General features: G+C 66.5%; 23 protein-coding genes and 3 tRNA genes. 11 read left to right on the forward strand and 15 right to left on the reverse strand.

What is annotated here, in order from left to right; genetic code table 11:
* Positions 1 to 33: 33 nt before the first annotated feature.
* The 3 genes from ELQ92_RS12410 to ELQ92_RS12420 all read left to right on the forward strand — a co-directional run bounded on the left by ELQ92_RS12410 (position 34) and on the right by ELQ92_RS12420 (position 3,769).
* The gene (locus ELQ92_RS12410; RefSeq protein WP_128499443.1) at positions 34 to 1,641 is read left to right on the forward strand and encodes an MDR family MFS transporter; all 1,608 of its coding nucleotides are present in this window, start codon (positions 34 to 36) and stop codon (positions 1,639 to 1,641) included.
* Between the two features lie 110 nt (positions 1,642 to 1,751).
* Entirely contained in the window at positions 1,752 to 2,993 is a 1,242-nt protein-coding gene (locus ELQ92_RS12415; RefSeq protein WP_128499445.1) for a cation:proton antiporter domain-containing protein, read from the forward strand.
* Complete coding sequence (locus ELQ92_RS12420; RefSeq protein WP_208004368.1) at positions 2,990 to 3,769, forward strand: hypothetical protein; 780 nt, start codon at positions 2,990 to 2,992, stop codon at positions 3,767 to 3,769. The genes ELQ92_RS12415 and ELQ92_RS12420 overlap by 4 nt, the downstream gene beginning before the upstream one ends.
* Before the next feature lie 16 nt (positions 3,770 to 3,785).
* Here the strand turns inward: ELQ92_RS12420 and ELQ92_RS12425 are convergent, their stop codons facing one another.
* The 7 genes from ELQ92_RS12425 to ELQ92_RS12455 form a co-directional block, all read right to left on the reverse strand.
* Complete coding sequence (locus ELQ92_RS12425; RefSeq protein ID WP_128499447.1) at positions 3,786 to 5,036, reverse strand: MFS transporter; 1,251 nt, start codon at positions 5,034 to 5,036, stop codon at positions 3,786 to 3,788.
* 186 nt (positions 5,037 to 5,222) lie between these two features.
* The gene (locus ELQ92_RS12430; protein WP_128499449.1) at positions 5,223 to 5,930 is read right to left on the reverse strand and encodes a hypothetical protein; all 708 of its coding nucleotides are present in this window, start codon (positions 5,928 to 5,930) and stop codon (positions 5,223 to 5,225) included.
* A gap of 587 nt (positions 5,931 to 6,517) precedes the next feature.
* The gene (locus ELQ92_RS12435; RefSeq protein WP_128499451.1) at positions 6,518 to 6,703 is read right to left on the reverse strand and encodes a hypothetical protein; all 186 of its coding nucleotides are present in this window, start codon (positions 6,701 to 6,703) and stop codon (positions 6,518 to 6,520) included.
* Between the two features lie 99 nt (positions 6,704 to 6,802).
* Positions 6,803 to 7,114: a hypothetical protein gene (locus tag ELQ92_RS12440; RefSeq protein ID WP_128499453.1), complete on the reverse strand. Its 312-nt coding sequence runs from the start codon at positions 7,112 to 7,114 to the stop codon at positions 6,803 to 6,805.
* 353 nt (positions 7,115 to 7,467) lie between these two features.
* Positions 7,468 to 9,399, reverse strand: coding sequence for a S8 family peptidase (locus ELQ92_RS12445; RefSeq protein ID WP_128499455.1), 1,932 nt, complete (start codon positions 9,397 to 9,399; stop codon positions 7,468 to 7,470).
* 580 nt (positions 9,400 to 9,979) lie between these two features.
* Positions 9,980 to 10,957: an AAA family ATPase gene (locus tag ELQ92_RS12450; protein WP_128499457.1), complete on the reverse strand. Its 978-nt coding sequence runs from the start codon at positions 10,955 to 10,957 to the stop codon at positions 9,980 to 9,982.
* A gap of 198 nt (positions 10,958 to 11,155) precedes the next feature.
* A complete protein-coding gene (locus ELQ92_RS12455; protein ID WP_128499459.1) occupies positions 11,156 to 11,893 on the reverse strand; it encodes a hypothetical protein in 738 nt (245 codons plus the stop codon).
* A 254-nt stretch (positions 11,894 to 12,147) separates the two neighbouring features.
* Between ELQ92_RS12455 and ELQ92_RS12460 the strand changes: the two genes are divergently transcribed.
* From ELQ92_RS12460 to ELQ92_RS16320, 3 genes are all read left to right on the forward strand, one after another.
* Complete coding sequence (locus tag ELQ92_RS12460) at positions 12,148 to 13,185, forward strand: tyrosine-type recombinase/integrase (protein ID WP_166426783.1); 1,038 nt, start codon at positions 12,148 to 12,150, stop codon at positions 13,183 to 13,185.
* Positions 13,186 to 13,201: 16 nt separating this feature from the next.
* Positions 13,202 to 13,795 carry a hypothetical protein gene (locus ELQ92_RS12465; protein WP_128499463.1) on the forward strand — a complete coding sequence of 198 codons (594 nt, stop codon included), beginning with the start codon at positions 13,202 to 13,204 and terminating at the stop codon, positions 13,793 to 13,795.
* A 157-nt stretch (positions 13,796 to 13,952) separates the two neighbouring features.
* Positions 13,953 to 14,117, forward strand: a complete 165-nt coding sequence (locus ELQ92_RS16320; RefSeq protein ID WP_166426784.1) for a hypothetical protein — start codon at positions 13,953 to 13,955, stop codon at positions 14,115 to 14,117.
* Between the two features lie 125 nt (positions 14,118 to 14,242).
* Here ELQ92_RS16320 and ELQ92_RS12470 read toward each other — a convergent pair whose 3' ends face one another.
* On the reverse strand, positions 14,243 to 14,893 hold the full coding sequence (locus tag ELQ92_RS12470; RefSeq protein WP_128499465.1) for a type IV toxin-antitoxin system AbiEi family antitoxin domain-containing protein: 651 nt from the start codon (positions 14,891 to 14,893) through the stop codon (positions 14,243 to 14,245).
* A 123-nt stretch (positions 14,894 to 15,016) separates the two neighbouring features.
* Between ELQ92_RS12470 and ELQ92_RS12475 the strand changes: the two genes are divergently transcribed.
* The gene (locus ELQ92_RS12475) at positions 15,017 to 15,502 is read left to right on the forward strand and encodes a hypothetical protein (RefSeq protein ID WP_128499467.1); all 486 of its coding nucleotides are present in this window, start codon (positions 15,017 to 15,019) and stop codon (positions 15,500 to 15,502) included.
* Between the two features lie 141 nt (positions 15,503 to 15,643).
* On the opposite strand, the gene ELQ92_RS12480 is transcribed toward ELQ92_RS12475, so the two are convergent.
* The 3 genes from ELQ92_RS12480 to ELQ92_RS12490 all read right to left on the reverse strand — a co-directional run bounded on the left by ELQ92_RS12480 (position 15,644) and on the right by ELQ92_RS12490 (position 17,540).
* Positions 15,644 to 15,717: transfer RNA gene (locus ELQ92_RS12480), tRNA-Met, on the reverse strand.
* A gap of 31 nt (positions 15,718 to 15,748) precedes the next feature.
* Positions 15,749 to 15,820, reverse strand: a tRNA-Thr gene (locus ELQ92_RS12485).
* A 118-nt stretch (positions 15,821 to 15,938) separates the two neighbouring features.
* A complete protein-coding gene (locus ELQ92_RS12490) occupies positions 15,939 to 17,540 on the reverse strand; it encodes an amidohydrolase (protein WP_128499469.1) in 1,602 nt (533 codons plus the stop codon).
* A 111-nt stretch (positions 17,541 to 17,651) separates the two neighbouring features.
* Here ELQ92_RS12490 and ELQ92_RS12495 point away from each other — a divergent pair, with 111 nt between their 5' ends.
* Both ELQ92_RS12495 and ELQ92_RS12500 read left to right on the forward strand, forming a co-directional pair.
* Positions 17,652 to 18,314, forward strand: a complete 663-nt coding sequence (locus tag ELQ92_RS12495; protein WP_128499471.1) for a YitT family protein — start codon at positions 17,652 to 17,654, stop codon at positions 18,312 to 18,314.
* A 203-nt stretch (positions 18,315 to 18,517) separates the two neighbouring features.
* On the forward strand, positions 18,518 to 20,266 hold the full coding sequence (locus ELQ92_RS12500; protein ID WP_128499473.1) for a glycoside hydrolase family 13 protein: 1,749 nt from the start codon (positions 18,518 to 18,520) through the stop codon (positions 20,264 to 20,266).
* A gap of 105 nt (positions 20,267 to 20,371) precedes the next feature.
* On the opposite strand, the gene ELQ92_RS12505 is transcribed toward ELQ92_RS12500, so the two are convergent.
* From ELQ92_RS12505 to ELQ92_RS12520, 4 genes are all read right to left on the reverse strand, one after another.
* Positions 20,372 to 22,066, reverse strand: a complete 1,695-nt coding sequence (locus ELQ92_RS12505; RefSeq protein ID WP_128499475.1) for a M23 family metallopeptidase — start codon at positions 22,064 to 22,066, stop codon at positions 20,372 to 20,374.
* A 258-nt stretch (positions 22,067 to 22,324) separates the two neighbouring features.
* Positions 22,325 to 23,131: an inositol monophosphatase family protein gene (locus ELQ92_RS12510; protein ID WP_128499477.1), complete on the reverse strand. Its 807-nt coding sequence runs from the start codon at positions 23,129 to 23,131 to the stop codon at positions 22,325 to 22,327.
* A gap of 198 nt (positions 23,132 to 23,329) precedes the next feature.
* Positions 23,330 to 23,414 (reverse strand) — tRNA-Tyr (locus ELQ92_RS12515).
* Positions 23,415 to 23,534: 120 nt separating this feature from the next.
* Positions 23,535 to 24,461 carry a carbohydrate kinase family protein gene (locus ELQ92_RS12520; protein WP_128499479.1) on the reverse strand — a complete coding sequence of 309 codons (927 nt, stop codon included), beginning with the start codon at positions 24,459 to 24,461 and terminating at the stop codon, positions 23,535 to 23,537.
* Between the two features lie 56 nt (positions 24,462 to 24,517).
* On the opposite strand from ELQ92_RS12520, the gene ELQ92_RS12525 reads away from it, so the two are divergent.
* Both ELQ92_RS12525 and ELQ92_RS12530 read left to right on the forward strand, forming a co-directional pair.
* Complete coding sequence (locus ELQ92_RS12525; RefSeq protein ID WP_128499481.1) at positions 24,518 to 25,813, forward strand: GNAT family N-acetyltransferase; 1,296 nt, start codon at positions 24,518 to 24,520, stop codon at positions 25,811 to 25,813.
* Positions 25,814 to 25,883: 70 nt separating this feature from the next.
* On the forward strand, positions 25,884 to 26,372 hold the full coding sequence (locus tag ELQ92_RS12530; protein ID WP_128499483.1) for a YajQ family cyclic di-GMP-binding protein: 489 nt from the start codon (positions 25,884 to 25,886) through the stop codon (positions 26,370 to 26,372).
* Positions 26,373 to 26,397: the final 25 nt, after the last annotated feature.

Consider the following 26,397-nt stretch of genomic DNA (forward strand, 5'->3'; position numbering starts at 1 on the left):
CCCCACTCCCACGACATCTCGAATGGATACGACATGACCTCCCCCGCCGCTGCCCCGGCACCGTTCCTCCTCACCCAGAGGCGGATCTGGATCATCTTCGGCGCACTCATCGCCGGGATGCTGCTGTCGAGTCTCGACCAGACGATCGTGTCGACCGCGATGCCGACCATCGTCGGCGAGCTCGGCGGCGTCGACCACCAGGTGTGGATCACGACCGCCTATCTCCTCGCGACGACGATCGTGATGCCCATCTACGGCAAGTTCGGTGACGTGCTCGGGCGGCGGAACCTGTTCCTCATCGCCATCGCCATCTTCACGATCGCCTCGGTGGGCGCGGCGTTCGCCGGTGACTTCTGGTCCTTCGTCGCGTTCCGCGCGATGCAGGGGCTCGGCGGCGGCGGACTCATGATCCTGTCGCAAGCGATCATCGCGGACATCGTTCCCGCGAACGAGCGCGGCAAGTACCTCGGACCGCTCGGCGCGGTGTTCGGGCTCTCCGCCGTCGGCGGACCCCTGCTCGGCGGGTACTTCGTCGACCACCTGACCTGGCAGTGGGCGTTCTACATCAACATTCCCGTCGGTATCGCTGCCTTCATGATCGCGCTGTTCGCCCTCCGCTTGCCGAGCAAGAAGGCGACCAAGAAGATCGACCTGATGGGGATACTCCTCCTCTCCGTCGCGACGACGTGCCTCATCTTCTTCACCGACTTCGGCGGCGACACCGCTTACGGCTGGGATTCACTCGCGACCTGGGCGTGGGGACTCGGGCTCCTCATCGCCGTCGCTGCGTTCATCGTCACGGAGGCGCGCGCCGAGGACCCGGTGATCCCGCTCGGCCTCTTCCGCAACCCGATCTTCGTCAACGCGACCGCGATCGGCCTCACCCTCGGCCTCGGCATGTTCGCCGCGATCGGTTTCGTCCCGACCTTCCTGCAGATGTCCTCCGGCACCTCGGCGGCCGAGTCCGGCCTGCTCATGCTCCCGATGATGGCCGGACTCATGCTCACGTCGATCACGTCGGGGATCCTCATCTCGAAGACGGGGCGCTACAAACTCTTCCCCATCGTCGGAACGCTCCTCACCGGAGCAGCCATGGTCGCGATGACTACGTTGTCCGCCGAGACCCCCGTATGGCTGATCTGCGTGTTCCTGTTCTTCTTCGGCTCGGGACTCGGCCTCATCATGCAGGTCGTCGTCCTCGTCGTGCAGAACGCAGTGCCCGCGTCGCAGATCGGCACGGCGACGAGCACCAACAACTACTTCCGCGAGGTGGGCGCGAGCCTCGGTACGGCCGTCTTCGGCACCCTCTTCACGACGCGACTGACGGAGAATCTCACGAGCGTCTTCCGGGACGCGGGCGCCGATCCCGACGCCGCGGCGAATGCGACGTCGACGCTCGACCCGCAGACGCTCGCGCAACTCCCCGACTCCGTCCGTGACGGCATCGTCACCGCCTACGCCGATGCGCTCGCGCCCGTGTTCTGGTACCTCGTGCCCTTCATCGGGCTCGCGTTCATCCTGTCCCTCTTCCTCAAGCAGATTCCCCTCTCCGACATCGCCGGTCTCGTGGCTCGCGGTGAGGCCGTCGGCGGGGCGCAGGCCGAGGAGCTCGAGAAGGCCCAGCGCGGGAGCGGGCGCTAGGACGGGACTGCTGGAGCCGTCCGGTCAAGCACCTTGCGGCATCGGGGCGGTCGGCGACTAGCATCGGACCTCTGCCAGCGGTGGCCCGAGACGGGCCGGGACGGAGCCCCATGGACCTCAACCTCCCCCTCGCCCTCTTCGCCGGGGTCGTGCTCATGCTCTCGGTCTTCTCGAGCGTGCTCCAGAGGGCGAGCCTGCCCGGGCCCGTCATCGCCCTCGGACTCGGCGTCCTCCTCGGGCCGTTCGCCCTCGACCTCGTGCGCATCGAGGAGTTCGGCATCCCCACCGGAACCCTGTTGGAGGAGGCGGCCCGGCTGACGCTCGGCATCGGCCTCGCCGGCGTCGCCCTCCGGTTGCCCCACGGCTACTGGCGCGCCAACCGGCGCTGGCTGATCGTGATCCTCGGCGTCGGGATGCCCCTCATGCTCGCCGTCGCGACCGGAGTCCTCTGGGCGGGACTCGGTCTTCCGATCCTCGTCGCCCTGCTCCTCGGTGCCATCCTGACGCCGACGGATCCCGTGGTGACCACGCCCGTCGTGACGGGTTCGCTCGCGACCGAGAGGGTGCCCGATCGGGTGAGGTTCAACCTCTCCTCGGAGAGCGGCATCAACGACGGGCTCGGGTACCTGTTCGTGATGCTTCCCGTCCTCCTGCTCACCACCCCCGGACGCGCCTGGCAGGACTTCGTGCTCACCGTGCTCGTTCGGGAGGTCATCGGGGCGGCGGTCTTCGGTCTCGTCGTCGGGTATGCCGCCGGCAAACTTTTCGTCGCGGCGCGCTCGCGCGGGCTCATGGAGGAAAGCTCCTACCTCGGCTTCATCGTCCCGCTGGGTCTCGTGGTCCTCGGCGCGGGCAAGCTCCTCGGCACGGACGCGATCCTCGCCGTCTTCATCGCCGCCGCCGTGTTCGGGCAGATCATCCCCCAGTCCGACGAAAAGCAGGAGGACACGATCGACGACGTCGTCAACCGGTTCTTCCTCTTGCCGATCTTCCTCCTCATCGGGCTCGCGCTTCCGATCGGTGAATGGGCGGAGCGAGGCTGGATCGCTCCGGTCGTCGTGATCGCTGCTGTGCTGCTGCGGCGCTTTGTCGCCGTGTGGGCGCTGCGCCCACTCCTGCGTCGCCTGCACTCGCGCGGTGAGACGATGTTCCTCAGCTGGTTCGGGCCGATCGGTGTCTCGGCGCTCTTCTACGCGACCCTCGCCGAACGACAGACCGGACTCAGGGACGTCTTCGTCTACACGACCCTTGCCATCACGGTCTCCGTCGTCGTGCACGGTGTCTCCACGGCTCCGGCGAGCGCGCTGATCGCCCGCCACCGAGCGGACCACCGGGACGGAACCGCTGCGTGACCTCCCCCTCTCCCCTCGAGGACGGGCACGGGACGAACTCCGTGCGCGACCCGCTCGCCCCCGACACTCCCGATGTCGACCGCCTCCATGTGGCTGAGGCGCTCGCGCGGCGTCTCGATCGCCCCATGGGTGTCCTCGGCGTCGTGTTCCTGTTCGTCGTCCTCGGACAGTTGCTCGTGACGGACCCCGGGTGGAGTCTCGGACTCAACGTCGTGGGATGGGCGTTCTGGGCCGTGTTCGTGGCCGAGTTCCTGCTCCGCGCGTACATCGCGCGCTTCCAGAAGTCGTTCTGGAAGCGCAACTGGTGGCAGGTGCTCTTCTTGCTCGTGCCGTTCCTGCGGTTCTTCCGGGCGCTGCAGGCGCTGCGGCTCGTGCGCCTCGCGCGGCTCAGCCGCGTGGCGCGCGCCGGCGGCATCCTCTCGGCCGGAGTGCGCGGTTCCCGCTCCGCCGGCCGGCTCCTGTCGACGCGCATCGGTTGGCTCGCGGCCATGACCGTCGTCGTCGTGCTCGTCGCGAGTCAGCTGCTCTACGCGTTCGAATCGCAGTCCGACTACCCGAAGGCCCTCCACCAGGCGGCTCTCGCGACGATCACCGGCGCGGGCATCACGACCGACGACGGACTCTCGCGGGTTCTCCAGGTCGTGCTCGCCGTGTACTCGGTCGGCGTGTTCGCCACCCTCGCCGGCACCATCGGGGCGTTCTTCCTGCGAGACGGCGTCGTGCAAGCACCACCAGACGACGGGGACGTACACGATGGCGGCGGTTCCCCGCACTGAGGACGGCCGCCCGCTGTCAGTCCTCGAGGGGATCGAACTCCTCGACATCCCGGTGACGACGGAGCGCACGGACGAGAACGACCGGTGCGGTGAGAGCGACCGCGCCGGCCACGACGAGCGTCCATCGGGTGCCGATGAGCTCGCCGAGGACGCCGCCGAGAAGCGCGCCAGCGGGGAAGAACGCCATGATCAGGAAGCGCATGGTCGCGTTGACACGGCCGAGCAGGTGGTCGGGCGTGAGGCGCTGGCGCAGGCTCACGTTCGTGATCGAGTAGACGATCTGGCCGAGCTCACCCGCCGCGAAGCCGAGGAGCGCGATCGCGAGCCCCCAGCCCGGAGTCGCCGCCGGCACGAGCAGCACGAAGGGGGTCGTCACGGCGAGCGACACCCAGATGACCCGCGCGGACCCGATCGTGCGGGCGAGGCGCGGCGTGAGGGCCGCGCCGACCATGACGGCGACCGATCCCGCCGCAATCAGCAGTCCGAGGATCCAGGCCGGCTGCCCGAGGTCCCGCGAGAGGAACACGAAGGTCACCGCCGACGCGATCGCGAACGACAGGTTGCTCGCCGCGCTCGCGAGAGCCGTCGCGCGGAGCACGCGGTGGTGGACGACGAAGCGAAAACCCGCCCGCACCCGCACCCACATCGTGCCGCTGTGAGCAGTGGGGTCGTGCGACGTCTCGACCGCCCGGATCCCGGCGAGCGTCACCGCCGACACGACGAAACCGATCGCCTGGAGGAGGACGACGTTCGCGGCACCCGCGAGGGACACGAGTGCCCCGCCGATCCCCGGACCCGCGACCTGTCCACCGGACCGCAGGAACTCCATCGCCGAGTTTCCGGCGAGCACTCGGTCCCGGCCGGTGATGGTGGGGACGTAGCTCTGGTAGCCGACATCGAAGAACACACGCGCTGTTCCCACGAGGAACGAGACCACGAGCAGGTGCGCCATCGTGAGCCATCCGAACCATGCGGCGGCGGGGATCGTCGCAAGGAGGACGGCACGCGCGAGATCGCTCGCGACGAGGACCGGTCGTCGCCGCATCCGGTCGAGCCACGCACCCGCCGGCAGGCCGATAAGCGCGAACGCGATCGTCGAGGCGGCGCCGAGCATGCCGACCTCGAACGGAGACGCCTCGAGGGTGATGACGGCCAGCAACGGGACGGCGACGCCGGCGATCTGCGTCCCGAACTGGCTCGTCGTCTGTCCTGCCAGGAGCAGTCGGAAGTCCCGGGAGGAACGCAGTGGGCCGCGCGCGTCCGACATCACCGCCCCCTCCGCGGCCCTTCGTCGCATGACGTGACCGGTGTTCGAGCCTACGCGGCGACGACGGCCTCACACGACGCAGCGTCTCGCGCGGACGATCAAGCGCTGCAGAGCTGCCCGAGGTCGTCGGAGGACGACGAGGGAGCTCCACACTTCGGGGCTTTCAGCGTCCTCGATACGCCCCGCTCAAGCTTGCGACACTTCGAAATCAGTTCGGGTGATCAGCTCGAGGGCGTCGTCGAAGTCTCGGGCGGCGGTTGAGTAGTCTCGCTGCCGGGTCAGAAGGAGGATCTGTTCTATCCCATTTGGCTTGTGCAGGTAGGCGCTGCCCGTGAAGCATCTGCGGTCGTCATCGAAGCCGGGGAGAATCGATGGCGCGAAAGGATTGACGGGTCCGGGCAGATAGAGCGCGGACGTCCACGCTTCATCATCCATCCTTTCGAATGCACCCTGTGCCTCGGCGGCCGTCGGGTTGGGATCGAAAATCGTCGGGGGCATTTCTCCCTCCCCCAGAAGCTTTCGGGCGATGCGGGCGAGCGCGCTCGCGCTAGCCCGCTGCGACTGGCTCGCCGGACGCAGCTCTCCGAGGGTGACCGCTTCGCGGAACGCGACGGGGCCCCGCGCGATCGTGGCGAGCAGTTCGCCTGAGAATGTCGACCGCACGTCCTGGTCGTCGTGAACCGGCCTATCCGGGACGGCGGCCGCAACCTCCGCGCTGTATCGGGCGAGGGCCTCGTGGAATCCGCGCACGACCTCCCGCGGGAGGCCCTTCAAGTTGCGTCGGGCTCGAGCCGCGACCTCTTCGACCGCGAACGGGAACCGGTCGATCTGGGGTGAGATGACACGGCGAAAGCGTTCCGGAGAGAGAAGATCGCCCGGTCCCGCCAGCTTCACCGACGGGAAGGGGCCGAGGACGCTCTAGAACGGATCCCACGGAAGCACGTAAGTCGGGGAACGGTCCTCGCTGGCGACCTCCTGGTCTTCCGCGGCGGGCCATTCCATACCGGGCTCCCACACGTGCCCGGCGTTACCCCCGGCGGCGCGGGCTTCCGAAGGAGGACGGCGCCACCGTCGGGTTGGGACAGTTCGAACGTGTACTCGGCGACCGCGCGCTCACCGTCGCCCAGAAGGTCCGCCAGCGAATATTCAGACCCGTCGGGAACGTGAGCGGGATTTTTCTTGTCGAAGCTCGACACGGCTGGCACGTCTCGGGGTCGGCCCGAGAATGAGTGTCTAGAACGCTACTGGCGTCCCATCCGGGTTGCGGGTTTGGCACAGCGACATAGCGGCACACCAACGACAGACGAGGCGACGTATCGGTCTCTCACCCGTTCCGTATCGTAAAGGACCCGGCCATTGATCCTCGATCGAGAATCAATGGCCGGGTCCTCTGTCATTCGCCCCAGTCCGAGCGACATGTACGACGTACGGACGGTGGAGCATCTAGGTGTTCAGAGCTCGTGGCAGCCTGCTTCGTCTCGCTAGCCCTCGTTCTTCCGCGATCGGAACAGGAAGAGCGGGACGACCGCGCCGAGCGTCCCCGCGACTCCGACCAGCAGCAGGTACTGGAGCCAAAGTGGTTGAATCGCAGGATGACCTACGAGTTGCAGAGCCGTGATGAGGACGACGAAGCCCCATACGAGAAGCAGACCACCCCCGTTCTTCATCCTGTGCTCAGACGTGAGCATGAGTGATAGCAGGAACTGACGGCCAGCGAAGAGACGGGCAGGACGACGATAGATACGAGCCGGAGAACTTCGAACACGTCAGTAACTCGCCGTCACCAGCGACCAGCAGGTACCGATGCCAATCGCATTGATGAGAATCTTGCCTCCCGCGCGGAACAGACCCTCAAGAGCATCGATCTCCTTCTTCTTGAGGCTCGACTTCTTCTTCACGTACTTTTTGAGCTTGTCGATGACCTTGGTCATAGTGCCACCAAGCTGATTGTAGAACTTCTTCGCCGCCTTCAGACCGTTCAAGATCTTAGTCGCCTTAGTGACCATCGCAATAAACTTCGCGCCGGCGAATGCGAGGCTGAGAATCTCGGCGGCGCAGCCCGCGGCCGCCGCGATCACGGCCCACACACCACCTGACGGCTGACGTCGAGCTCCAGCCGGTCTTGCAGCAGACCCGTCACGCCGCGCTGTCAACGGCATCGCAAAAACAAAGAGGCACCGGAACAAAACGTTCCAGTGCCTCTGATGCCGAACCTTCTGACCTTTATTCTCAGGTCATTTGTTCGAGTAAATCTACCTTGGTAGCAGGAGCGGGGCTCGAACCCGCGACCTCACGATTATGAGTCCGATTCCTCGGGGTAGTAGGTACTCGTTGGCCCCGTTTGCCGCGTGATTCCGCGGAAGTAGTCATGGTTGGTCGCGGCTGGTTGAGAGTAGTTTCAGTAGAGCTACCGGCACAAGACCGGCACCGACTAGGGCCGAATCGCTTGGCGGGTGCGGACGGTGATTTGCTCGGCTACTTGCGAGTAGACATCGACTCCAAGCGAGTCATCAACCCAAAGCGTAATGGCGACGGCGAATTCGAGAAGTCCTGGGTCCTGAACACCAGCCTGCCCGAAACACTTCACGGTGAGCGCGAGATCATCTCCGTATCCCACGGCAAAGGATGAACGGACTTCCCAGTCGAGTCGCTGAAGAGTTGTTGCCCCCCGCGTTACCTCGGCATGCGAGCGATACTGGCCAGCTTTGAGGTCCGGGATACCACCGCCCGGTTTAGAGAAGGATAGCGATGCTTGACGGTATTGGCGGTGCCGCCAGTTGACTGGAGAGAGCCATGCAAGTGTCGCGGAAACCCGCTTCGCTCCAAGCTGTGACAGTCCGTCTGGTAGCGGGAGAAGCAGCTCTTGCGAATGACCGGGCGGAACCGCGCCGAGGAACAGGAGTGTTGCCTCGTTCTCAGCGCAGCCAGCAGTCAGATCGCGGGCCAACACGCCATTGCCGGTGGTCGCGCGGGAGGCTGTGTGATCCGCGTAATCTTGGCCGGGAGCAACAGCGCTATGAGCGATGAGAGCCTTCGTAGCCAGCGCTCGCTCACGCCGCGAGAACAACGTTCCCGGGGCGATTCTTTCCAACTCGTCGACAAGTTTCGCCGCATAGCGAGTCACCTCCGCTGCGGCCGGACTAGTGCCCGATATGTGTGTCTCACCGGCGTTCACAGGGTCTGCCACACGAATCCCAGGACCTGCTGGTCCTCCGTTGCGGAAAATAATCGGATCGCTGCCGATCACACTGGGCGTGAACACTGCTCGTCCACCCGGAGCGAGCAATTCGGGCTTGATGCTCCGGCGATATCCTCCGCCGAAAGCAGTGATCGGACTGACCGCGGGGTGACCGTCAGCGGGGTCGGCAAGGTATGGAGGAAGCGAAGCCGTCGCCGCGTCTGCGTGTGCCGCACCAACAGTGAGGGCGTTAATGGACTCACCCGGAGACAGGAGCCGTCGATTGACGCGGTCGGATTCTTGCGCATCCAACATAGCTTGCCGACGTTCTTCGCCCTGGAGGGACGAGAACTCAGCCTGAGACATCGGTATCGGGAGCCGCGTGTGATTACCGGCGGACACGATGACGAGAACTCCGTACTCGTAACTAAGCCAATCGAGCATTCTCGCCCACGATGAGATGATCGTGTCGAACGGCGTCGCGGGATCCCCAACAGAGAGATTGACTACGACGACCTCCGAGGCGACGGCCGCACCGTCTTCATCTTCCTCGAAAAGTTCACGAAATACGCGCCGCATGAGGTCCGGCATCAGGTCGACTTCTCGGACCTCTTCACTTCGATTCGCAGTGTGTGCAGACGGCGCGAGGATCGGTCGAACAAGAACAGGTCGGGCGGCGGGGGTCACGTCCGGACTAGCGAGGTCGCCCCAAATCGCGACAGACGACATATGCGTGCCGTGACGACGTTCATCGGCACTAACCCCGTCACCAATTTCGTCGGGGTCGAACACCGACACGCGGCCACTCAACAGAGGATGGTTTGTAGCCGGAATCCCGTCAAGGAGGCAGACAACTGGGTTTCCTTGAGGGAGGTCGTGCAGCTCGGTCCTCGGAACTGAGGCCACAACATCACCCTCGGGCGGCAGTGATTGACCACTGACACGCAAGAACATGACATTCGCAGACTTGACTACCCGCACGCCTTCAAAATCGCCGCTTGCCAACGCCTGAATGACGTTGCTTGGCACTTCGCACTTGAGCCCGTGATAGCCGATCGCTCCAATTTGGACGGATGCCGTGACGCTGCCACCTGCCTCCTCGACGAGCGTCTGCACTTCGCTCTGCGCAGCATCCCGACGAGATCCGCTCGCTCGATACCAGAGTTCGATCTCGATGGGATGCATTACATCAGGAAGAAGACCCTCTAGGTATTCCCGGGTCTCAAGGAGTTGCAGCCGATCTCTTGGGCCCCACGGTCGAAGATCCTTCAAGTGAGAGAATAGGTCTCGTAGCGGCGCGTTCCCAGGCACAGAATTGGTGCGCTTCCAAGTCGTCCAAGCCGCTGTGAGTTTATTGAAAGCTGCTTGATCGCCGCATACAGCATGCAGCGACGAGTGCACGAAGGGATCCCCGGGACGGCCCGAACGTAGTCGATACTCTGAGTCCGGCTCGAAAGCCGTCTCCGCTTCAATGAGAACTTCCAAACCGATGCGCTCGGCGGCAGTGACCAGGTCCGTGCGATCTTCGACGGCTTCCAGCACTAGCACTAGCTGCGGATCGGACGCGTTGATAGACGTAGTGAGCTCGACTTGCTCCAGCAGCGCTTCGGAAACGAGATCGAACCCGGAGTCAACCCGTCGTCGCTGTCCTCCACCCGCACCACCAGCAAGACGCTGGTTAGGCCTAGCCTGAGGCGGCGGGATTGGTGATGGCGCGTTGGGCCGCCCGAACAGCACTGGGCGTTCGAAGTTCGATGCGCTCGCGTCAGTCACTTTCGATTCCGCTCACGCTGAAGGCCAATTGCTGGAGGACCATCTGGGTGATCGTGCGAGGGTTGCTCGTCGGCCCGTCGAGAATTTGGCGACGCTCCACGTCGAGGGCGAACTGCTCGATTTCAGCGAGGCTCAGTCCTCGAAGCCTGTCCGCAAGTGTTCGACTTGCGAGTCCGAAATCTAACTGTTTGCGGCGAGCCCAACGTTCGATCCAAGTGATCCTCATCTCGCGGGTGGGCTTGGGAAGTTCCAGCCTCAACTGCATGCGCCGCCAAACGGCCCTGTCCAGCAGTTCAGGGTGATTTGTGGCTGCGACGACCACAACATGACTCGGGAGTCGATCGATCTGTTGCAGTAGCGAACTGACGACCCGTTTGATCTCGCCCGTTTCGTGGACGTCGCCGCGTTCTTTTGCGACCGCATCGAATTCGTCGAAGAACAGAACGCACGGCGTTGCTCTGACTAGTTCGAACAGCGAATCCATTCGTCCAGCGGTTTCGCCAAGGAAACTACCGATGATTCCCTCGTAGCGGACGCTGAGAAGCACTGTCCCCAATTCCGTTGCCAGTGCCTCGGCCAGCGTAGTCTTGCCTCCGCCTGGCGGGCCCACCAATAGCACCCGATGCCGGGGTTCGACGGCATAGCTACGGAGCAGGTCTCTACGGTGATGCTCTTCGATCAGCTGTTTGACAGACGCCGTGACGTGATCAGGTAGCACTAGCTCGCTGAGTGCTCGCTCAGGCAGAATCTCGTGAACGAGCCCGTCGTAATTCGGTCGAGCCGGAGCTGAGGCAGTGATTTCTCTACGTCTCGGTTGCGCTAAGAGAGCATTGCTGAGCTGTTCAGCCAAGACTCCATGCCGCTTGGCCTTCTCATCGGCGATCAGCGCTTCCGCTGCTCGTTGAAAACCTTGATCATCACCTTGAACACTCGTACGAACAAGAGCCAGCAAGAGATCAGCGCGGGCCATGATCGTTCCTTCCGGTTAGAGGTTGATGGGCCTGGCAGAGTTTAATGGCCCTCATATGCCTCGTGGCCTCTGCGGATCGATTCGTCGAGGAGCGCGCGGACCGCAGCGTAGCGAGGACCGCACGCACCGCAGACGAACCGATCCGCAGCCGGCCGGAGGCCGGCCTTGAACGAGTAAAGAAAGTCCTCACAGATCGGCTCACTTCGTCGCTCGTCGGACTCGTGTAGCGGTCGCCTTGACATCCTCTGGCTTGACTGCACGGGCATCGAAGCGCTTATGCCACGCGTCGAACACGGAGAGGAGCTTCGGCTCTCGACGCTTCAACGCCGTCGACATGAAGGATGACAGGTCATCGATGGGACGGGTGATGCGCTCGTCGGCCGGGTTACGGACGAAGCCAAGCTGCTTCGGGGCGTTCTGACCGAAGAGCGCGATGAACTCCTCCGAGACGATCTTGCGCATCCGTTCGCGAACCTTCAATTGCTCATCGAGCGTGGGAGTGATCCCCCGGAAGTCGCTGTCGACTACCGAGATGAAGGGCTCGAGCACGATGTCAATAAGGGGCTCCGGCTTGAGCAGTTCCCGCACTGCCTGAACGTGCTGCTCGTTGTAACGGTGCCGTAGCGCGCTCGGCGACACTCGCTGCCATTTGGCAAGAGCAGAGAGCTCCGGGCGCGGGTCGGCCACGGCCTGGCTGTACGCAGTAAGCAGAGCACGGATATCAGCCGAGCGATCTGCAAGCTCGGTGCTGACACCCGCGATCCGGTAGAGCCACTCCTCCGTGTCGTCCTCGGGCAGGTCCGTTGCTACAGGCGTCCATCTCGGGGGACGCGAGCGGTCGAAGTCCGAGATCGGGTCAGTGCGGACCTTGGACAGGTTGGAGAGCAGCCCGACGACCGGCGTCGGTATCTGTAACTGATTCAGATTCTTGCCCACCACATGAGACTACGGGATCTCGTGTCGCAAAGTACTTACGTTAAGTAAAGCGGCAAAGTACTGTGACAAGCGTAAGCGAAATACCCCTATTTGAGAGGAGCCAGAAATGGCACTGCAGTCAGGAATCCCGGTCAGCTTCGAGGCGTACTTCCCTCGCGGAGCGTTCATGGTCGGCGAAATCGAAGATCGATCCGAAGACGAGGAAGACGCTCCCCGAGGGCATCCGCTATCGCGCCGACCGCAACAAGTACCAGGTGCGGGTGTGGGCGCTCGGGATCAACGGAGAGCAGCGGGAACGCAGCTTCCTCGTAGACACTCTCGCGGAGGCCAAGAAGCTTCGCAGCGAGGCCCGGCTCAGCGTTCGTCCTGAAGGTGGGATGACCCTCAACAACTGGAAGGAGCGGCACTGGGCGACCCTCGTCGAAGGTGTCCGCCCAGCGACCGAGGCAGCGTACGAGCGGGGTTGGCGGCTTCGAGTGCAGCCGTGGCTCGGGCATCGGAAGCTCGAATCACTCGGCGTCACCGACATCGACGACGCGATCGCCGGATGGAGTGGTTCGGCTTCGACCCGCAATGACGCGCTCGCGGTCCTCAGTCGGCTCCTCGAGGGAGCTGCACGCGCCGGGATCATCGCTGCTAATCCTGTGCGGCTGGCTCGACGTCCGCGGCAGGAAGGAGCAGGCGAGGTTCGTTCACGCGCGCTCACTGCTGCCGAGGTGAAGGTCATGCTGGAGTTCGTTCCGGACGGGCCGCACCGCGACTACCTCGCGGCGCTGGTGTACACCGGCATGCGAGCGGGTGAGGCGAGTGCGCTTCGCGTCGGCGACGTCGACCTCGATCACGGCGTCATTCACGTTAGGCGCACCTTCTCCCCCGCCGGAGGTGGGAGGGTCCAGGAACAGACCCCGAAGAGCCACAAGGAGCGCTCCGTTCCCCTACCGTCGTCGCTGCGATCTGTCGTCATCCGGCGGATCGAGGGTCTGGGTCGGAATGATCTTGTGTTCACAGGGCCAAACGGCGGGCGACTGAACACCTCGAACGTGCGCCGTGCCGTCGAGTGGGAAGGTCTGCGGACTCAGCTCGATCGCCCGGACTTCCGCATTCACGACCTGCGGCACACGCTCGCGACGCTCCTCTTCGATGCCGGAGCGGCCGCAAACGACGTGCAGGCGATCCTCGGCCACTCATCGATGCAGGTAACCGAGCGCTATAGCCGTGCACGGTCCGACGCCGCACTGCGAGCCAACGGCGCCCTCAATCGACTTCTCGACTTCCCCATCCACCAGGACTGACGACAGGAACGGCACGATGTCTACGACCTACCGCTACACGAATCTGACGTCGGCGATGGCCGACCCGAATTCACCCCTGCGACAGCTGTTCGACAGGCTCTTTCCGAACACACGCGACGTACAAGCGGCCTACCGAGAAGGCAAGCCACACCTCCTTGTGGAGGGTGGGACGGCCAACCCCGGCACGCTGGGCGCTGCCTTCGACTACGCCACGCGATTCGCGTTGGACATCCTGTACGACGCGCCACTCGCTCGCGCCGCATTCATCGACGAGCCCGACACGGTGTCTAACATCGACGCCGTCATCACGGCCGCACAGATCGCCCAGCTGATCGGGGATCGCACCACTGTGTTCCGCGCATCGTGGGCGCTCGGATTGTTGACCGAGGTGTACCGAATCGGCCTACTCTCCGGGTCGCCCTTACGGGACCTTATCGACGCAGGGCGCATGCACGCGCAGGATCTCCTCGAGTCTGCTCCGGCCGATGCGCTCGACCAGCTGAGCAAGATGGACGCGATCGCTCGAGAGAGGCTGCTCCCCTACCTTCGCCATCCTCTCGAGCTCGGTCCGACGTTCGAGGGTTCGGCGCTGTGCCGCCGCAGACGCTGACATTATTGCCGACGGGCTCCTGCTTGACCTGAAGACGGCGCTTGGGGGAAAGGTCAAGGGTCGCGGAGGGCGGGCAGACTACCTGAAGGTCGACCACCTGCGACAGCTCATCGGATACCTGCTGTTCGACCACTCGGATTCGTACCGCATCGATCGCGTGGGTATCTACTCGGCCCGCTTCGGGCACCTCGTGACCTGGCCCGTCGCCGATGTACTCGAGATGCTCGCAGGGCGGCCAGTGGACCTAGCCGACGCACGTGAGCAGACGTGGCGCGCCCTCGGCGGGCGCTCGAGCGCGAAGCCCACGCAGAGCGATCGATGATGGACACGAACACCTTCGCAGAGCTGTCTCGATGGTCGAATCACCATAGTTCTGCTGGGTGATCGCCAGCATCGGCGAACTCCGAAACGCACTCGATGCCAAGTGTCAGCCACGTCAAGCCGGTGTCAGCCTCGTAGCCGGGCCCGCCAAGATGCGTCCGCTCCGGCCTCGAGTAGAAGCCGGTCGGCGAAGGCCACCCCGGACTCCATCTGATTCCGCCGCGCTAGAGGCTCGAGAAGCTCAGCAAGTCGTTTGGGCCAGAGCAGCACGCCTCGATGCATCGCATGCTCGACCGCATCGGCGACGAGCGAGAGGTCTTCCCACGACTCGACAAGGTCGGCGACGGTGCGCTCGACCGTCATCGTCGGAAGGCCGTGAACGCCAGTCACGTCCACGCTCTCGAGTCGGCGGATGCGCAGCTGAACGTGGGGCAGACGCGTCGTACGCCGCTCGGGTGTCACGAAGTCACTGTCTGACGGGAACCAATCGCCAATACCGTGCAGTGCCGCCGCCGACTTGCCTGCTGCGACGACGGTCCTGGCCGCTCCCCCAAGTGCGAGCCAATGTACCCGAATCATGTCGATCGCCGGTTCATGGGCCGAAGGCGCGCCAGCCATGCGGTACACACCTTGCGCCAGCCGCTCGATCGCGCCAGCCGCGGCGAGGCGGGCCAGTGCTGACCTCGGGACCCCAGCCTCCCCCGCCTGCTGTGTGGTGACCATCCCCCACTGCCCAGCGCCGATTGCGCCGAGGGTCGCGATCATTCGGAAGGACATACAGCATTTGTACCTCATAACGCCACAAACGCAGCGGGTTGGCACGCGGCGGAGCAGCAGATGGCGAACGGAGTGTCTGAGGTGGCCGTTACTGTTCTTCACACTGAGACGAACGGAGATCGCATGAACGAGATGTGGTGGCGCGCTGTGATCGAGGTGACGGATGACACCGGCATCGCCCGCGGCTGGCTCGTTGGAAGCGACTATCGGGGAGACGTACTGCCCAACGTCGGAGACCTTGTCACTCTGACGGGCGAACGCCTCGAGTCGAACCTCGACGTGCTCTTCGGGACGCCGACGCTCCCCGTCCTGCGACGGCACTTTCACGCGGAGGTCGAGAGGGCAGGCGATCGGAGAAGACGAGTCGTCTTCGGAGCACGGGTTGAGAGCGGACTCGACGACGTCTCGGCGAGAGATGAATGGCTCGAGTACTCCCCCTCGGCCGAGAGGTGCGTGTACGGCGGTTGTGCTAGAGACAACAAGCGAGAGGCGGACAGCGCGCTCTGGTCGTGCATCACATCGGGTCACAACCTCTGCCTGTCGTGCGACCGTCCTGTCCGAGGTAGCGGATACTTCTGCGCATACCACGATCGTTCCGAGTTCGAGTGATCCGGGAGCCCGACGCACAGGGGCGATGTGTCCTCACCTGCGGCTTCCACCGGCACAAAACCGGCACATCGCCATTCCAGCACGACGCTCAACCGTCAGCAGATAGGACAAAACCCCCGGAAAACCGGGGGTCCTAGTCTGTAGCAGGAGCGGGGCTCGAACCCGCGACCTCACGATTATGAGTCGTGCGCTCTTACCAGCTGAGCTACCCTGCCAGGCGATTCCCACGGTCGAGAGTGGAAAGCGAGCCCCGAGTCAGGATTGAACTGACGACCCCTTCCTTACCATGGAAGTGCTCTACCACTGAGCTATCGGGGCGTGACCATCGAAATGGCACCAGTCGAGGATAGCATCCGCCGAACCTCTCTCCGCACACCCCCGCTCTCCCCCCTGAACACTTCCTCTGTGCACGAGTTTTCGCGCACAGAGGAAGTGTTTAAGCACAGAGGGGTGAGGTGGGGGTGCCGTCGACGAGGGTGCGAAGGATCGGGATGGTCGCGAGGTCGACCGGGGTGGCCGTGAGCGGGTCGGCGGCGAGGACGACGAGGTCGGCGACGGCACCCTCGCGGATGATGCCGCGATCCGTCGCGCCGAGGGCGAGCGCGCCGGAGCGCGTGTAGGCGACGAGCGCCTCCTCGACGGACACCCGCTCATGCGGCTCGAAGACGGGGCCGTCGCCTGAGGGGGCCGAGCGCCACGTCGCCCAGACGAGGTTGGCGCGCGGGTCCATCCCGGCGACCGGCCAGTCGGAACCGAAGACGGTGAGCACCCCGGCGTCGAGGACGTCGCGCGCGCGGAACCCCGTCGCCGCGCGGTCCTCCCCCAGTCGCGCGGCCCACGAGTCGGAGAGGTCCTCGTGCCGCCACTGCATGTGCAGCGGCTGCATCGACGCGACGACGCCGCTGCCCGCGAGCTTCTCGATGTCCGCATCGGACAGGATCTCGAGGTGCTCGATGCGGCGGGGGCGTGCGGGATCGGCCGGCGGCAGTGCGGCGTAGGCGTCGAGCACCGCGTCGACGGCACGATCCCCGACCGCATGCGTCGTGAGTTGCAGACCCGCGGCGTCGTAGCGGCGGATGACCTCGCCGTACCGGCTCCAGTCGGGCCAGAAGCTCGCGCCTCCGTCTCCGTGCGCGTCGGGAGCGTGCAGCCAGGCGGTCCCGGTGTCGATGACGCCGTCGCTGAAGAGCTTGATCCCGGCGACGCGCCAGCGCCGACCGGCTCGCCCGGCGAGGGCGATGCGCTCGCGGACCGTCTCATCGTCATCTTCCGGGCGGTGCCAGAGGAAGACGTCGACGCGCAGGGTGAGCTCGCCGTCCCGCTCCATCGCGTCGAGCACGTCGAGCAGGCGCTCCGACCCATCCATGACGGCGCAGCCCGTCAGGCCGACCGCAGTGAAGCGCGCGAAGGTCGTCCGCAACAGCTCGCACTCCTCGTCGAGCGACGGCTGCGGCGCAGCGGAGCCGACGAGGTCGTAGGCGGTCGGCTCGCGCAGCTCACCGGTGGGACGACCGTGCTCGTCGACGACGACCTCTGAGGCGTCGGGGAACGCTCGCGCGCCGGTGACACCGGCGGCGTCGAGCGCGGCCCCCGTCGCGACAGCGGTGTGCAGGTCGTAGAACATCAGGAACGCCGGAGCCCCGGCGACCGCCTCCTCGAGGAGATCACCCCGCACCGCGTGGCCGCCGAAGGCCGCATAGTCGAGGTTCCAGCCCCGCACCCATGCTCCGGCGCCCACACGCCGGGCCTCCGCGGCGAGCGCCTCGCGAAGCGAGTCGAGATCCGTCAGCCCGCCGAGGTCGATGCCGGCCGACAACCGTGCACCCCAGAGAGGGTGAGAGTGCGAGTCGATGAAACCGGGAAGGACGGCTCCGCCCTCGAGCTCGACGATCTCCGCGCCGTCCGGCGTCGCGGCGAGCACCTCGGCCGTACTGCCGACCACGGTGATCCGCCCGTCGACGACCGCCACCGCCTCGGCGGTCGGTCGGTCCGGGTCCATCGTGCGGACCACTCCCGAGACGAAGCTGATAGCGGACATGCGCTCTCCCGTCGTTGTCGACCCTCGAGCCCATCCTGGCAGCGCACCCGCCGCGAGCGTCACCGACCCGCGACGTCCTCCGGGTATCGCTCGTGCCGGTAGCGTGGTCCGGTGACCGCCGAGCCCTCCGATCAGACCCCGTCCGCCGCGTCCCCGGAGCCCGCTCCCCCGGTGCACGCCGTGGCTCCTCCGCACTCGCTCGTCGAGGACGTCTTCGCTCTCGTGATCGGAACGCTCATGGTGTCGTTCGGCCTCGCGCTGCTCACCGCGTCCGGTGCCGTCACGGGCGGCGTCGCGGGTGTCGCGATCCTCGCCAGCTACGTCTCGCCGTTGCCGTTCGGCGTCTGGTTCGTGCTTCTCAATGCACCGTTCTTCGTCCTCGCCGTCCTCCGGATGGGGTGGGCATTCACAGTCAAGACGATCGTCACGGTGGTGCTCGTGTCGCTGTTCTCGAGCCTGCACCCTCTCATGCTGGATCTCGACGCCGTCCAACCCGTGTACGGAGTCCTCTTCGGGAGCGCCGTGACGGGAGTCGGCTTCATCGTGCTGTTCCGCCACCGCGCGAGCGTCGGCGGCATCTCGATCCTCTGCCTCTACCTGCAGGACCGCTTCGGGTGGCGGGCCGGCTACCTGCAGATGGGGTTCGACGCGGTCATCGTGCTGTCCTCCGTCTTCGTCGTCCCCCTTCCACTGCTCGTGCTCTCGTTCACCGGTGCGGTCGTCCTGAACCTCGTGATCGCGCTCAATCACCGCCCGAACCGCTACCTGGCCTGACCCGGCACCTCACTCCCGCCGCCCTTTCCCCGCGTCTTGCGTACGCAAAGGACAACCGCGGGTGTAATTACGGCCGCAGTTGCCCGTTGCGTACGCAATTGGCGGGAGGTCACCGGGTGCGACGTCGCCCTGATCGGGACGAACCGCCCGAGACGTTGTCAACAGCGGTCGGGTACTCGCTCGCCGGCCCGTAAAATCGAGACATGACGACGGCCGACGCTTCGACGACCTCTCGGGACGGCTTCGCCGCTCCCTCCGCAGCCGGTAGGGAATGGTGGCGCAGCGCCGTCATCTACCAGATCTACCCGCGCTCGTTCGCGGACGGCGACGGCGACGGCATCGGCGACCTCGCCGGTATCCGCTCACGACTCGGCTCCCTCGCGACGCTCGGCGTGGACGCGGTCTGGCTCTCGCCCTTCATGACGAGCCCGCAGAAGGACGCCGGGTACGACGTGGCCGACTACTGCGACGTCGACCCGCTCTTCGGAACCCTCGAGGACTTCGACCTCATGACGGCGGAGGCGCACCGGCTCGGCATCCGGGTCATCGTCGACCTCGTCCCGAATCACTCGTCCGACGCCCACCCGTGGTTCCAGGCCGCCCTCGCGGCGGCCCCCGGCTCCACCGAACGTGCGCGTTACCTCTTCCGCGACGGGAAGGGCGAGGACGGCTCCCTGCCGCCGAACAACTGGCAATCGGTCTTCGGCGGCCCGGCATGGACCCGCACGACCGATCCCGACGGCACCCCCGGGCAGTGGTACCTGCACCTCTTCGACGCGAGCCAGCCCGACTTCGACTGGACCAACGACGAGGTCCGCGAGATGTTCCGCGACGTGCTGCGCTTCTGGCTCGATCGCGGCGTCGACGGCTTCCGCGTCGACGTCGCACACGGGATGATCAAGGCCGACGGGCTCCCCGACTACACACCCCCCGCCGACGGCGGCAGCATGGGCGGCGCCGGAGGCATCGCCCTCGAGCCGGGCATCTCCGACGACGTCGAGGAGAGCCCCGGTGCACCGTACTGGGCGCAAGAAGGGGTGCACGAGATCTTCCGCGACTGGCACGAGGTGCTCGCCGCATACGAAGGCGACCGCGTGCTGTGCGCCGAGGCCTGGGTCGACCCGCTCGCCAAGATGGCGCTGTGGGTGCGTCCGGACGAGATGCACCAGGCGTTCAACTTCCCGTACCTCGAGACGCCGTGGGCGGCTGCGCCGCTGCGGGCGGTCATCGACGAGTCGATCGCCGCGTTCTCCGCCGTCGGCGCCCCGAGCACGTGGGTGCTGTCGAACCACGACGTCGTGCGTCACGCCTCCCGGCTCGCCCTCACCGCGGAGAACCCTCAGGGGCACGGCATCGGCCCGCGGTCGCCGGGTCAGCCGGACGCCGTCGTCGGACTCGCCCGGGCTCGGGCCGCATCCATGCTCATGCTCGCGCTCCCGGGCGGTGCCTACATCTACCAGGGCGAGGAACTCGGGCTGCCCGAGGCCGTCGACCTGCCGGACGACTCGCGGCAGGACCCGACGTGGTTCCGCACGAAGGGCGAGCGCTACGGTCGAGACGGGTGCCGCGTGCCGATTCCGTGGGAGTCGGCCGCCCCCGCCTACGGGTTCAACGACTCGGGCGCGTCCTGGTTGCCGCAGCCGGACGAGTGGGCGGACCTCGCGCGCGACGCGCAGGAGGACGTCCCCGGAACGACGCTCGAGCTCTACCGGACGGCGCTGCACCTCCGCCGGGAGCACGCGCTCGGCTACGGACGCCTCGAGTGGGTCGAGGGACTGCCCGCCGACGTGCTCGGCTTCGTCTCGAACGACGTGGTCGTGTTCGCGAACGTCGGGACGACCGACGTTCCGGTGCCGGAGGCGTTCCTCGACACCGGACTGCTCCTCGCGAGCGGACCCTTCGACGGCACGACCCTTCCGGGCGACACGACGGTCTGGTTCCGCCTGGCCTGACGCGGTCGGCGAGTCCGTCGAAGTGGATCACGGCACCATACCGTTACGACCCTTCGACAGCCTCAGGGACCGAAGAGGGCACCGCCTCGAGAGGCGGAGGCCGCGTCAGTTCGTGTTGGCGTAGAGCCAGTCGAGCGGGTCGACGTGCTCGGTGCCGCCGAGGAGGATCTCGAAGTGGAGGTGCGGGCCCGTCGAGCGACCCGTGTTGCCCGTCTGCCCGATGACCTGGCCGACCGTGACCGGGTCGCCGACCTGGACGGTACGCGACCCATTGATCATGTGGCCGTAGAGGCTGCGGACGACCTGGCCGTCGATGACGTGCTCGATGACGATTTTGACGCCGAATGCTCCACCGGAGTCGGTGGATTCGATGACGATACCGTCGGCGATCGACTGGATGGGAGCGCCGTAGCCGGGGTTGAAGTCCTGACCCTTGTGGTTGGTGCTGCAGCCGATCGGGCAACCGGGACGAGCGCCGTAACCGCTGCCGATGTGCACTCCGACCGCGAAGGGCCACTGGACGGTGCCGTTCGGGTCGTTCGAGAACGTCGCCTCCGGCTGGATGCCGAGGGCCTTCGCGGCCTCGATCGCCGACATGGCGCCGTAGGAGTCGCGCTTGACGGTCTCCATGGCGGTCGCACCGGACGCCGCGACGGTCTGCGTCTGCCCCGTGGAGGTCGACGTCGAGTCGCCCTGGGTCACGAGCACCTTCTGAGCGGCGACGTCATCTGCCGACAGCAGCGCGTTGGCCGGGAGCGAGGTCGCGAGCGTGAGGAGGCCGGCGACGCTGAAGGCCGCGAAGCTGAAGGACTTCGCGGCGACACGGCCGGCACGGTGGCGCCGCGAGACAGCCGGTGCCGGGGCCGGCGCCGCCGACACGCTCGCGGCGGCGGCGACGGGCGCGATGAGCTCGGTGCGCGGCACGAAGACGGGACGCTCGTCCTGCTCGGTCAGGTGCCCGACCGCCACGACCGACGTCGTGGTCTCCATGTCGATGTGCTCGACGTGAAGCGTCGCGACGTCGAGGATCGGGGCGGCGGAGCGCGTGTCCTCGGAGTCGAGCACGATCGTCGGCGAGACACTCGCGATGACCGGTTCGACGGGGACGTCCTCGATCATGACGGCGACGGCTTCGCGCTCGTCGACGATGGCATTGTGGGAGGCGACGTCCGCCGGGTCGTCCTGCACGATCGTGAACGACTCGCTCGAGTCGGTGGACTCGGCCGCGACGACGAGGTCCGACGGGGTGGCCGCGACCGGGGCCGATTCGAGCGTCGCCCGGGGCTCGAACGTGAGGAGCGGGATGTCCTCGGCGGACTCGGAGCGCGCCGAGCGCCGAGCACGGCGCGAGACGAGGGGCAGCGCCTCGGTCTCGTCGAGCGCGCTCGACTCGAGGGAGACGACCTGACGTGCACGGCGCGCACGGCGCGAGAGGACGACGGTTTTCTCGAGGTCGTGCTCGGTGCGCGTCCCCATCCAGTCGCTCACGATGTTGTCGGGCACGGAGTCGGCCGCTGCGAGGCTGCGACGTGCACGCCGACCGAGCGTCACCTGCTGCTCGTCAGGGCCGGAGACGGGAGCGTCGGCCACGCCGCGCGTGTCGGACGAGACGGAAACGATCCGACGAGCCCTCCGCTCCGAACGGTTGGCGGGAAGCGTCGACTCCGGTTCGGTGCGGGCCTCAGCACTCAGCGGAGCGGCGCCGGACTCCGGGGTCGCCTCGAACCCGTCGGCCGCAGGGGTGCGGCGGTTGCGGACGCGGCGGAGCGGCGCGTCATCACCGGGGAGGCTGGCTGGCACGGAGCGATGGATCCTTTGGAACAGAGCGGGCAGGCAGAACGAACGAACGTGCGCGGGCGCGGCGCGAGCGCCTCGCCCGACGACCTACTCGGAGGAGAAATGGCGGGTTGTCGGGTCGTCTTACATCACTGATGTGTAACGAATTCATCAAGAATAACGGGGTTGCGCTGAGAAAGCCAATGCGAGATGGCCTCGGTTTTGCTCCAGATTCGTGTCGAAAGCACGAGAAAAGCCCGGTCCATCCATGTTTCGCGTCGTTCACCCGTGAGAAGCCTCCGAGACACGTTCATGGAGGAAATCGAACAGGCCGGGCGTGGCGGCGATGGTGAGTCGACGATTGCTCGGGGCGCCCGCGCGACCTTCCACCCGGGCGCCCGCTTCGCGGGCGATGAGCGCACCCGCCGCTTGGTCCCAGGCATTGAGGCCGGACTCGTAGTACCCGTCGAGTCGGCCGCACGCCACAGCGCACAGATCGAGCGCGGCAGCGCCGATGCGCCGGATGTCGCGGACCTCGGCGATGAGCGACTCGACGACCGCCGCCTGGCGCACCCGCTTCTCGGCCGCGTAGCCGAAGCCGGTCCCGATGAGCGCGAGTTCGGGCCGCACATCCGGATTGACGACAAGCCGCTCGTCTCCCCGGAAGGCACCGTGACCGACAGCCGTGCGGAAGAGTTCCGACTTGGCCGGGGCGAAGACGACTCCGGCGAGCGCCGACCAGGTGCTCGGGTCGGGTTCCCCCTCGACGACCGCGATGCTCACGCAGTAGTCGGGGATGCCGTAGAGGTAGTTGACCGTGCCGTCGATCGGGTCCACGACCCACGTGAGTCCGCTCGAGCCGCCCTCCGCACCGGACTCCTCTCCGAGGAAGGCATCGGCCGGCCGGACGTCGGCGAGTCGTGAGCGGATGAGGGTCTCGACCTCGCGGTCGGCCTCCGTGACCACGTCCTCGAGCGACGACTTGGACGCCGCGATCGACACGCCCTCGACTCGACGCGTGAACGCGAGCTCCCCCGCCTCTCGTGCGATCGACTCGGCGATGTCCCTTAGTTCGAGCACTCCGGTCATGTCGGTCTCCTCACGTCAGCGGCCGGCCCGCACGGCCGAGCGACTCCAGGGTACCGGGGCCCCTCGACGAGCGGATGGCCTCGCGGACGGCCGGATGGTCGGGGAGGCGGCACGGACGGCGCGACCGAGCGGAAACGGGCCGGACAGGGAGGCAGCCCCCCGCCCGTCCGGGAGGACGTGCGGGGGGCTGTCGTGGTCTGGTGGCGAGTGAGGGATTCGAACCCCCGAATGCTGAGCAGTCTGATTTACAGTCAGATCCCTTTGGCCGCTTGGGTAACTCGCCAGATGCGCTTCCGACCGTACTTGTTCAGCCAACCGAACGCGCCGCAAGAAATACTACCCCGGAGCCGGGAGGCTGCGAAATCCGCGCCGCCCGGCGCCCACCGGCGTGTCTCGCGTTCTCCTACCGGTCGAGATCCTCCGGTGTGCGGAGCAGAGCACCCTCGGCTCGACACGTCGCGGCGGCGACGAGCATCGCCCGGTCGAGCACCCTCGACCAGCCGTTTGCGTCGGTCGGGCGGCCCTGCCGGACCACGTCGGCGACCACGGATGCGAGCGAAGCGTCTCCGGCCCCCATGGTGTCGACGATCGGACCCGGGAGCGAGGCGATCCCGCTCGAGACCTCGATCGTCCCGTCGAGGATGCGCGCTCCCGCCTTGCCCTCGGTCGCGAGCACGGCGTCGGCGCCGCGCTCACGCAGGTCCGACACGAGCGCCGCGAGTCCGGCGGCGCCGAGGAACGGGGCGTCGTCGTCGCCGACCTTCACGAGCATGCTGCCGCCGGAGACGCGCAAAGCGTTCGTCTCGAAGCGGCCGCGGTCCGCCATCATCGCCTCGCGCGGATTCGGATCGACGATGAGCGGCACCCCCGCCGTCGTCTCCTCGAGCGCGGCGGACTGCGCGTCGTCGTCGAAGGGGAAGCAGCTCACGACGACGGCGGGGGCTGCGGCGATCACTGCCCGTTCCCGGTCTCCGAAGTCGACGTGGCGGTTCTGGGCGGCGGCGTTGAAGACGTAATGCGGCTCCCCGTCCACTCGCTCGCTGACGGCCCGAGAGGAGCCGTGCTCCGACGACGTCGCGATGAGTTCGACGCCGTGCGTCTCGAGCAGTTCGCGGATGGTACGCCCGTCCTCGTCGTCGCCGACCATCGCGAGCAGCGTCGTGGGAACGCCGAGGCGCGCGAGACCCACCGCGACGTTGAGCGCCGCTCCCCCGACGAATTCACGCGTGCCCCGCTCGTCCCGCAACTCGTCGATGAGGGCGTCGCCGATGACGACGACTCGGTCCGGTCCCGTGGTGGCGTCCGCTGCGGCGCTGTGCTGTTCGCTCATGGTTCGGAATGTACACGGACTGACGGCCGGGTGCTGCGGACGGATACCGTGGAGTCATGACCGAGCCGTACCTCTCTCTTCCCATCGACGACCAGGCGGCGGCATCGCTGCGCGACTCCGGATTGCGACTCGCCCTCGTCGACACCGCCGACGACGACGCCTTCGACGCGTGGCTCTCGGCCGACGCCCGCGGCTTTCACTCGAAGCAGCCGTCCCCCGCGGCCCTCGCCCAGCAACGCGAGCTGCTGCGCCACCGTCGCACCACGGGTGTCTACGACGACAACATCCCCGTCCCGCACTCCCCCGTCGGAACCGTGAACTCCTGGCCGGCGCCCCTCACCGTGCCCGGACCCGGGCAGGTCGACTCGTGGCTCATCAGCTCCGTCACGGTCGCTCCGACGCACCGACGCCGCGGTATCGCGACGGCCATGCTCCCCGCGGAGTTGCGGACCGCCGTCGCGCTCGGGCTCCCGGTCGCCGCCCTCACCGTCTCCGAGTCGACGATCTACGGCCGGTGGGGCTTCGGACCGAGCGCATTCTCCACCGCCTGGACGATCGACGCCCGACGCGCCGGTTGGATCGGCCCCGCGACCCGCGGTCGCCTGTCGTTCACGACGGCACCCGAATTCATCGAGACCGGACGGGCCCTGCTCGCCCGCCAGAACGCGGCACATGCCGGGGAGGTCGGCCTCTCCGAGTACCTCGCCGACCGCACGATGACGCCTCTCGAGGGAGCGCCTGACGCCTCCACGTACCGCATCGTGCGTTACGACGGGCCCGACGGTGACCCCGAGGGCTTCGTCACGTACACGATCACCGAGGACGACTCCGACTTCACGAACGCCACGCTCGACGTCGTGGCCCTTGTGGCGACGACCGACGCGGCGAACGCCGCCCTCTGGCGCTACGTCATCGAGATGGACCTCGTGTCGACCGTCCGCGCCCACACCCGGGCGGTCGACGAGCCGCTCCCCTGGCTCGTCCGCGACATCCGCAGAGCGAAGGTCACGAAGGTGCAGGACCACCTCTGGACCCGCATTCTCGATGTTCCCGCGGCCCTCGAGGCGCGCCGCTACGAGAACGCCGGAACCCTCGTCCTCGAGGTCGACGACCCGCTCGGGTTCGCCGACGGCCGGTTCCGCGTCGCTGCCGGATCGGACGGAGTCGCGAGCGTCACGGAGACGACGGACGCCCCGGACGTCTCCCTCCCCGTCGGCGCGCTCGCCTCGGTGTACCTCGGCGCACCGGCCGCGGCCGGTCTCGCCGCAGCCGGTCGGATCGACGGCGACGCCGTGGCCCTCGACCGGCTCTTCCGCACCGCCGTTCCCCCGCGGCTCAGCAGCTGGTTCTAGCCCGCTCCGCCTCCCGTCATGACGGCTCGTCCGCTCGCACGCGTGCGGACGGGCCGCCTACACTGGCCGTATGGCAGATTCATCGTTCGACGTCGTCAGCAAGGTCGAGAAGATGGAGGCGGACAACGCCGTTCATCAGGCCTCGAAGGAGATCGAGCAGCGCTACGACTTCAAGGGCGTCGGCGCGTCGGTCGAGTGGAGCGGCGAGAAGATCATGCTCAAGGCCAACAGCGAGGAGCGCGTGAAGGCCGTCCTCGACGTCCTCCAGTCGAAGCTCATCAAGCGGGGCATCTCGCTCAAGAGCCTCGAAGCGGGCGAGCCCTACGCGAGCGGCAAGGAGTACCGCGTGGAGGCCACCCTCAAGGATGGCATCTCCTCCGAGAACGCGAAGAAGATCGGCAAGATCATCCGCGACGAGGCGCCCAAGAGCGTCAAGAGCCAGATCCAGGGCGACGAGTTGCGCGTGCAGTCGAAGAGTCGCGACGACCTCCAGGAGACGATCGCTCTCCTCAAGGGCAAGGACCTCGACATCGACCTCCAGTTCGTCAACTTCCGCTGACGGACCGTCGGGGACCTCCGACCGC

The organism is Labedella populi, assembly GCF_004078655.1.
Classification (GTDB): Bacteria; Actinomycetota; Actinomycetes; order Actinomycetales; family Microbacteriaceae; genus Labedella; species Labedella populi.